Source organism: Mucilaginibacter sp. (assembly GCF_039207105.1).
Classification (GTDB): Bacteria; Bacteroidota; Bacteroidia; order Sphingobacteriales; family Sphingobacteriaceae; genus Mucilaginibacter.
Genome location: NZ_JBCECK010000194.1, coordinates 1 through 8,011, shown reverse-complemented (window position 1 = coordinate 8,011; position 8,011 = coordinate 1). Strand labels below are relative to the sequence as shown.

Genomic DNA, 8,011 nt, shown 5'->3' with positions numbered 1-8,011 from the left:
ACAATAGTGAAAAGGCAAAAAATATAGCAAACTTAGGTACTTTAAATAAGGTAAAAGCTTTTAAACCCAATTGCTCAACAAATGATTTATGAGTGACCTTACCCATAAGAGGGGGAGCCTTAGGCAAAGTAAACGCATATATACCTAATGTAAGGGCCATAGCCGATGCAATATAGAATTGGTTTGCCGAAGTTTCGTTATGAGTAAGACTCACGGTCCACAATGCGGCAATAAAACCGATTGTTCCCCATATACGGATAGGGGGATAGTCTTTTACAATATCCTTATTGCTGTTCTTTAAAGCCGAAAAAGCAACGGTTATGGATAATGATAGGGTTGGCATATAAAATACCATATTCAATAACATTACCCAGAAAAAAGTAAATGGATTATTTATGAGTGGGAGCGAAAATAAAGTCATTGCACCTAAAATGTGCATTACGCCATACAACTTTTCGGCATTTATAAAGCGGTCGGCAATAATACCTGTGAGAGCAGGCATGAAGATTGCCGAGATACCCATAGTTGAAAAAATAGCTCCAAAATGCTCACCCGACCAATGTTTATTCTGAAACCAGTATACTGCTATAGTGAGTAGCCAGGATCCCCATATAAAATATTGCATAAAATTCATCAGTATTAAGCGGAACTTAATATTCATATGAGTGCCTGGTTTAAATAAGTTTGATCAGTATTAAATTAAAAGCGGAAAGTAGTGAAATAAATGTAAACCAAAAAACGATAAAAAACAGAATTTGGTAAAATTGAATGGGTTACAAAATGAGTTTTAACAACTGCTTATTATTGTAAACTAATAACGATGAGAAATCTTATATACCTAAATAAGATTTCTCATTGTAAAATGGACTGGAAATAAATGCAATAATTATGATGCTTTCCGCTTATTTAATTCATCGCGGATCTTAGCGGCTTTTTCGTACGATTCTTCAGCAAGGGCTTCCTGAAGTTTTGTTTTGAGCTCATCAATGCTTAAGGACGAAAATCCACTACCAACAGATGTGCCTACTGTTTTTTCTTCTGTTGCCTCATTTATGTTTTCGAGATAAACAAAATCGTTACCTTCAATTACTATACCCGCTGTAGAAAGTATAAATTCATAAGTAAAAATAGGGCAATCAAATCTTACCGCTACGGCAATGGCGTCAGAAGTACGGGCATCTATCTCCACCGATCTTTTACCATCACTACATATCAGTTTAGAATAAAATATGCCATCAACCAGGTTATAGATAATGATCTCCTGAACCTCAATCTGGTAAGCCTGAGCAAAACTCTTGAACAGATCATGTGTTAAGGGACGGCTCGGAGTCATTTTTTCTATTTCAATAGCTATTGCCTGCGCCTCAAAACTACCGATAATAATAGGGAGTCTGCGGCGCCCGCTCACTTCACCCAAAACCAAAGCATAGGCACCTGATTGTGTCTGGCTGTAAGATAACCCTACAATATCAAGCTTAATTTTTTTCATGTTGTTACCCATCTCACCTAATATATTTTATGCTGAAGCTTTATATTCTTTAACGGCTGCTATTAATTTAGGCACAACTTCAAATGCATCGCCAACAATACCGTAATCGGCCACTTTGAAAAATGGAGCTTCCGGATCTTTATTAATTACCACAATAACTTTTGAAGAACTTATACCTGCCAGGTGCTGTATTGCTCCTGAAATGCCTATTGCAATATACAAATTTGGACTAACAGCTATGCCTGTTTGGCCAACGTGTTCGCTATGTGGGCGCCAACCAGCATCAGATACAGGTTTTGAGCATGCTGTAGCAGCACCAAGCAGTTCGGCCAGTTCTTCTACCATGCCCCAGTTTTCAGGGCCTTTAAGGCCTCGTCCACCTGATACCACTATCTCGGCATCTGGTAAAGATACTTTATCGGTTGAGCGTACAATGTCTTTGATCATAGCCTTAAAATCCGAATCTTTGGTTTCGGCTGCAAAATCCTCCACCTGTGCAGTGCCGTCTGTTTCCACAACTTTATACGAGTTAGGTACAAGGGCGATAACTTTTTTGGTTGATGTTAATTCAACAACCGCAAAAGCTTTACCGGAAAATGCAGTTTTTTTAATAGTGAATTTTCCACCGTTTTGCTCAGGTAATGCAACTGCACCATCTGCAACGCCGGCTTCTAATTTTACGCCTAACCTCGGTGTAAGGCCACGGCCCGAAAAGGTGTTAGATAATACTACAATATCGGCACCTTGTTTTTTGGCTGCTTCGGCAATAATAGAAGCATAAGCCTGGTTTACAAAGTTTTTTAACTTTTCACCAGATACATTCAGTACTTTTTCTGCGCCGTACTTGCCTAAAGCGGCTAATTCTGCAGCGTTAACATCACCAATAGAAATGGCTACAAGGTTAGTATTATTTTGATCGGCAATGGCACGGGCATAAGAAATGGCTTCAAAAATTGACTTTTTGAATTTGCCGCCGGCATTTTCCGCATATATTAAAACTGACATATTTGTGTTTTTCGTGAATCGGATTAAGGTTAATTATATAACACGTGCTTCAGCATGTAATAGCTCAACTAACTTAGCAGTGTCATCAGCAGCAAGCAGTTTTACTTGTCCGCGTGGGGCAGGAGTTTCATAACTGATCACCTCTGAAAGCGTTTTTACCTCAGCAGGTTCAACTACTGCCAGCGGTTTAGTGCGTGCAGACATGATACCTCGCATGTTTGGTATCTTAGGTTCGGCTACGCCTTCTGCTGTACCGGCTACAAACGGGTAAGGAATAGTTAATATTTCTTTGCCTCCTTCAATTTCGCGCTCAACGGTAGCGTCGCTTTCTGTCGCATCCAGCTTTTTAATAATGGAAACTGATGGGATATCCAACAGTTCGCCCAGCATACCCGCTACTTTTGAACCGTTGTAGTCAATAGACTCACGGCCGGTTAAAATAAGGTCGAACGGATTGGATTTCACATATTGAGCAATCTGATAAGCAACGTACCATGCATCATGTGGTTTTGCATTTATTCGTACCGCATCAGTTGCGCCAATAGCCAGGGCCTTACGTATAGTGGCCTCAGTAGTTACTTCACCAACATTGATCACAGTTACAGATCCTTTGCCGCCATCTGTAAGCTCAATAGCACGCGAAAGGGCTATCTCGTCATAAGGGTTTAGGATAAATTGAACACCATTTGTATTAAATTGGGTGTTATTGTCTGTAAAGGTTATTTTTGTGGTGGTATCAGGAACATTACTTACACATACCAGGATCTTCATATCAATAGGTTTTTGCAAATTTAATTAAAAAAGGTATAGTTTAAAATGGAGTTGAGCAGATTGGATAAGCTATTAGAGTTTATAAAGAATGAACCCAACGATGAATTTTTAAAATACGCGCTTGCTACAGAATATCTTCGTATAAATCAGGTAGATAAAGCATTGTATTATTATGAGGATTTAATTGTTAACCACCCCGGTTATGTAGGCACCTATTATCATTTAGGTAAATTATATGAGGCCCTGAATCGTAAACAGGATGCTATTACTACTTATGAAAACGGCATGAAAGTGACTAAAGAGAAGCGGGATAATCATGCTTTTTCAGAGTTACAAGCGGTGTACAGACAAGCTGTTGGTATAGAAGAAGACGATGATGACTATTAGTTCATTTGTTCACCGGCTTATTAGTTTATTGGTGAATAGTTCAATATAAATTCATGAGTTTTTATAGTTTTGGATTCACTGTTTTTGCGAAAAGATGACAAACAGTTAGTTTTAAATTAAATGCATATTTAAAGTTCATTGAAAAATTGCTAGGTCTTAAAAAAGACCAATTAACTAATGAACCATTGAACAAATGAGCTAAATGAAAAAACGGCATCTTCTATTTCTTCGCGATGTTTTTATTTATACGTTCACAGCCTTTGGCGGCCCACAGGCTCATATAGCGGTATTGCTGCGTGAGTTTGTTGAAAAGAGAAATTATATAAGTGAGGAAGAGCTGATGGAGCTTAATGCGCTATCACAAGTGTTGCCTGGCCCGTCATCAACCCAAACACTGGTTGGTATAGCCTGGAAGGTAGGGGGATTAAGATTAGCACTGATCACCTTTTTAATATGGATATTGCCATCAGCTGCCATAATGGGCCTTGCCGCGATAAGCTATAAAATGTTTGTTAACCAGGCTAAGTTTGCTCATGTAATCACTTACATACAGCCAATGGCTGTGGGTATCGTGGCGTATGCCACTTATACCTTTGCCAATAGGTTCTTAAAAACCAGGGTGAGTATGATGCTGGCTATCGGATCGCTCATATCAACACTTATTTTACAAAATGCGTATGCCTTTCCCTTGCTGATCTTATTGGGCGGTATCATTTCATCGGCTATGGAAACCCAGCCGCAGGAAAATGAGCTTCGTGTTAAATTATATTCTAATGTTAACCCTAATAAGGTTGCTTACTTTATAGGTATATTACTGTTTTTTGCCGCTTTGGGTGCTGTTATAAACCAAACATCACCCTTTAGTTTACCTATACGTTTGTTTGAGAATTTTTACCGGAACGGCATATTGATATTTGGCGGCGGGCAAGTAATGGTGCCCTTAATGTACACTGAGTTTGTAGAGGTTAAGCATTATCTAAGCAATTCGGAGTTTTTGTCGGGCTATGCTCTGCAGCAAGCTCTGCCAGGGCCAACATTTTCTTTTACATCTTTTTTGGGTGGAATTACTTTAGGCAACAAGGGTTTTGGCATTGGCGGGGAAATTATTGGCAGCCTTGTAGCTGTAATAGGAGTAAACACCCCAGGATTGATATTGATATTATTTATTGTACCCTTTTGGGAGGATTTGAAGAAAATTACCCGTATTAAAAACTCATTGAGCGGTATCAACGCAGTAGCGGTCGGTTTTATGGCCACAGCCTTTATTTTGCTTGTAAAACCATTTGGGGGCAATTGGATAGCTTACGCGTTAATGGCAGGAACATTCAGCCTGCTACATTTTACCAAAATAAAGACCCCGTTTATCATCATCATCGGAGTGCTGCTGGGAATATTTTTTTAAGCCCTCCGCCCCCTAAAGGAGGGAGTTACTTATGTTAATAACAACGAAGGCCCGTTTATTTAAAACGGGCCTTCGTTGTTTAAAATTTTATGCTTTTATCATCCATACAAATCAAAAACTCCCCCTTTAGGGGGCTGGGGGCTAAAACGGTGGTTCATCATCAATATCATCCATACGTGACGGGCGGATGATGAAGTTGCTTTGTTTCTCAAAATCCTGTGATGGGGCGAGGCCTGAAAATGCGTTGCCACCAGCAGCAGGAGGGAAGCCTTGCATATCTTCTTCCAGGTTGGCGAACTTAACGTATTTACCCACGAATTTTAATCGTACCGTACCGGTTTCACCATTACGGTGTTTGGCTATAATTACTTCGCCCACGTTATTGGTAGGGTTGCCATCTTCATCCTCTGTTAAGCCATAGTATTCTGGGCGGTAAAGGAATAGTACCATATCCGCATCCTGCTCGATAGATCCGGACTCACGCAAATCCGATAGCATAGGCCTTTTGGAGTTACCCGGCCTGGTTTCAACGGCACGACTTAATTGTGACAGTGCTATCACAGGTACGTTAAGTTCTTTAGCTACTGATTTTAGGGCTCTTGAAATACTACCAATTTCTTGCTCACGGTTACCACCACCTGCTTTTCCTTCACCTTTACCATGCATCAATTGCAAGTAGTCAATAATGATAAGCTGAATATCATGCTGAGATTTTAAACGACGACATTTGGCTCTGAATTCAAAAATGTTTAGCGCAGGGGTATCGTCAATAATCAGGGTAGCTTGCTCCAGTCGACCAATTTTAGAGTGTATTTGCTGCCATTCCCATTCCTCCAAAGTTCCCTTACGTATTTTTTCCTGTTCAATTTCTGTTTCGCCGGATATTAAACGGTTAACTAACTGAACGGATGACATCTCGAGTGAGAATACTACAACCGGTTTATCAAAATCAACCGCGGCATTACGCGCACAACTTAGTACGAAAGCTGTTTTACCCATCGCCGGACGTGCCGCGATGATCACCAGATCTGATTTTTGCCAGCCTGAGGTCATGCGGTCAAGGTTGGTGAAACCCGAAGGTACACCGGTAAGTCCGTCTTTTTTATCTTTTAATGCTTCAATATCCTTTAAGGCTTCGTGAACCAAGTCATCCATCTTTCGGGCATCACGGCGCAGGTTGCTTTGGGCAATCTCAAAAAGGTTCTTTTCTGCTTTGTCAAGCAGATCAAGTACGTCGGAGGTATCTTCATAAGCGCTTTGAATAACCTCAGTTGAAATACGGATCAACTCGCGCTGAATGAATTTCTGGATAATGATACGTGCGTGAAACTCAATGTTAGCTGCTGATGCTACACGACTGGTAAGCTCGGTAATATAATACGCACCTCCTATCATTTCCAGCTCGCCCTCCTTGCGTAATTCGGCAGTAACGGTCAGGATATCAACTGGCGATGATTTTTCAAACAGTTGTTTTATGGCGGCAAATATTTTCTGATGGTTATCGCGATAAAAAACTTCGGGTTTTAAAACGTCAATAACCGATGAAAGGGCGTCTTTTTCGAGCATGAGCGCTCCTAAAACAGCTTCTTCCAAATCGGTTGCCTGTGGTGGTAACTTCCCAAGTCCGGAATATGGATTTGGGGCTGTAAATCGGCTTCGGCGGTCGTTTGTATTGGGCTTGTTTTGCAGGTTATCGTTCTCGAAATTCATAAGGCAACAAAAATATACAAAATTACTTTTGAATTGTTCAGTAAAGCGCTAACACCAGTTTTTGAGCTTTAACTCAAACATTAACAACCACATAAATTTGAGTATTTGTAATTAACAGTTTGTGTTAACTATAACCTGTTAATCAACACCTGTATGTTAATAATGTGTTAATATCCTAATTTACTTATTGCAAATCAATTTATTACACTAATGTTAATAAAGTTAGCAAATGTTAATTATTTGGCCAGAACCCAATTGCTGCTTGAGTTCAATAAGTGCTTAATCAATTAATATAGCTATTTTTGCAAAATATCAGATCGTAACAAATGACATTTAATTCCAGACCTCAGCGCGAAAGCAACCAAATGGTTTTTGGTATCAGGGCTATTATGGAGGCCATTACCTCAGGTAAAGAAATCGAAGCTTTATACATTCAAAGAGGAGTGAGCGGAGGCTTGTCACATGAGCTAAAGGCGCTGCTAAATGAATACAATATCACCGCTCAGCAGGTGCCGGTCGAGAAGCTTAATCGACTTACCCCTAAGAACCATCAGGGGGCTGTGGCTTTTATTTCGCCCATTGTTTATCAGAAAATAGAGAATATAATTCCGGAGGTGTTTGAAAAGGGTGAGGTGCCATTGGTACTTGTTTTAGACTCTATTACAGATGTGCGTAATATGGGTGCTATAGCCCGTACCGCAGAGTGCGCCGGTGTACATGCCATTGTTATTCCGGCCAAAGGTTCGGCACAAATAAACCCTGATGCTATTAAAACGTCAGCAGGGGCATTATATAAAATTCCTGTTTGCCGCCATGATAACTTTATGCAAACTGTTAGGTTTTTGCAAGAGTCTGGCCTACAGTTGGTTTGCTGTACTGAAAAAACCAAAGATGATATTTACGTGCCTGATTATACTGCTCCAACTGCCATTATCATGGGATCGGAAGAAGACGGTATCCGTAACGAGATAATCCGCATTTCAGATCACCTTGCTAAAATTCCAATGTTCGGTGAAATCGAGTCGCTCAACGTATCTGTATCAACCGGAGTAATATTGTATGAAGCGATAAGACAAAGGGGATTGAAGCAGTTTTGAGTTGCAAGTAATGAGTTTTGAATAAAAAATAATCCTGTTGGTTCCAATTTTAACTCATTACTCAAAACCCATTACTTATTCTCTAAATAAACTTCGCTCCGAATTTATTTTTGACATCGGCTACCACCTGCTTTACGTTTTGTTCCTGAT

General features: G+C 40.0%; 8 protein-coding genes. 3 read left to right on the top strand and 5 right to left on the bottom strand.

All coding sequences use genetic code 11. The features are described from left to right. The 4 genes from AAGC65_RS23290 to AAGC65_RS23275 all read right to left on the bottom strand — a co-directional run. Positions 1-661: MFS transporter (locus tag AAGC65_RS23290; protein ID WP_343114869.1), on the bottom strand; the 661-nt coding region annotated here is incomplete at its 3' end. A gap of 225 nt (positions 662-886) precedes the next feature. Further along, on the bottom strand, positions 887-1,489 hold the full coding sequence (locus tag AAGC65_RS23285; protein ID WP_343114868.1) for a bifunctional nuclease family protein: 603 nt from the start codon (positions 1,487-1,489) through the stop codon (positions 887-889). Between the two features lie 27 nt (positions 1,490-1,516). Further along, a complete protein-coding gene (locus AAGC65_RS23280) occupies positions 1,517-2,494 on the bottom strand; it encodes an electron transfer flavoprotein subunit alpha/FixB family protein (protein WP_343114867.1) in 978 nt (325 codons plus the stop codon). Positions 2,495-2,527: 33 nt separating this feature from the next. Continuing rightward, positions 2,528-3,265 (bottom strand): electron transfer flavoprotein subunit beta/FixA family protein, encoded by a 738-nt coding sequence (locus AAGC65_RS23275; RefSeq protein WP_343114866.1) that lies wholly within the window; start codon positions 3,263-3,265, stop codon positions 2,528-2,530. Between the two features lie 45 nt (positions 3,266-3,310). Between AAGC65_RS23275 and AAGC65_RS23270 the strand changes: the two genes are divergently transcribed. Both AAGC65_RS23270 and chrA read left to right on the top strand, forming a co-directional pair. Beyond that, positions 3,311-3,652: a tetratricopeptide repeat protein gene (locus AAGC65_RS23270; protein ID WP_343114865.1), complete on the top strand. Its 342-nt coding sequence runs from the start codon at positions 3,311-3,313 to the stop codon at positions 3,650-3,652. Positions 3,653-3,854: 202 nt separating this feature from the next. Continuing rightward, positions 3,855-5,054: a chromate efflux transporter gene (gene chrA, locus AAGC65_RS23265; protein WP_343114864.1), complete on the top strand. Its 1,200-nt coding sequence runs from the start codon at positions 3,855-3,857 to the stop codon at positions 5,052-5,054. 141 nt (positions 5,055-5,195) lie between these two features. Here chrA and dnaB read toward each other — a convergent pair whose 3' ends face one another. Next, positions 5,196-6,764 carry a replicative DNA helicase gene (dnaB, locus tag AAGC65_RS23260; RefSeq protein WP_343114863.1) on the bottom strand — a complete coding sequence of 523 codons (1,569 nt, stop codon included), beginning with the start codon at positions 6,762-6,764 and terminating at the stop codon, positions 5,196-5,198. A 326-nt stretch (positions 6,765-7,090) separates the two neighbouring features. Here dnaB and rlmB point away from each other — a divergent pair, with 326 nt between their 5' ends. Further along, positions 7,091-7,861 carry a 23S rRNA (guanosine(2251)-2'-O)-methyltransferase RlmB gene (rlmB, locus tag AAGC65_RS23255; protein ID WP_343114862.1) on the top strand — a complete coding sequence of 257 codons (771 nt, stop codon included), beginning with the start codon at positions 7,091-7,093 and terminating at the stop codon, positions 7,859-7,861. Positions 7,862-8,011: the final 150 nt, after the last annotated feature.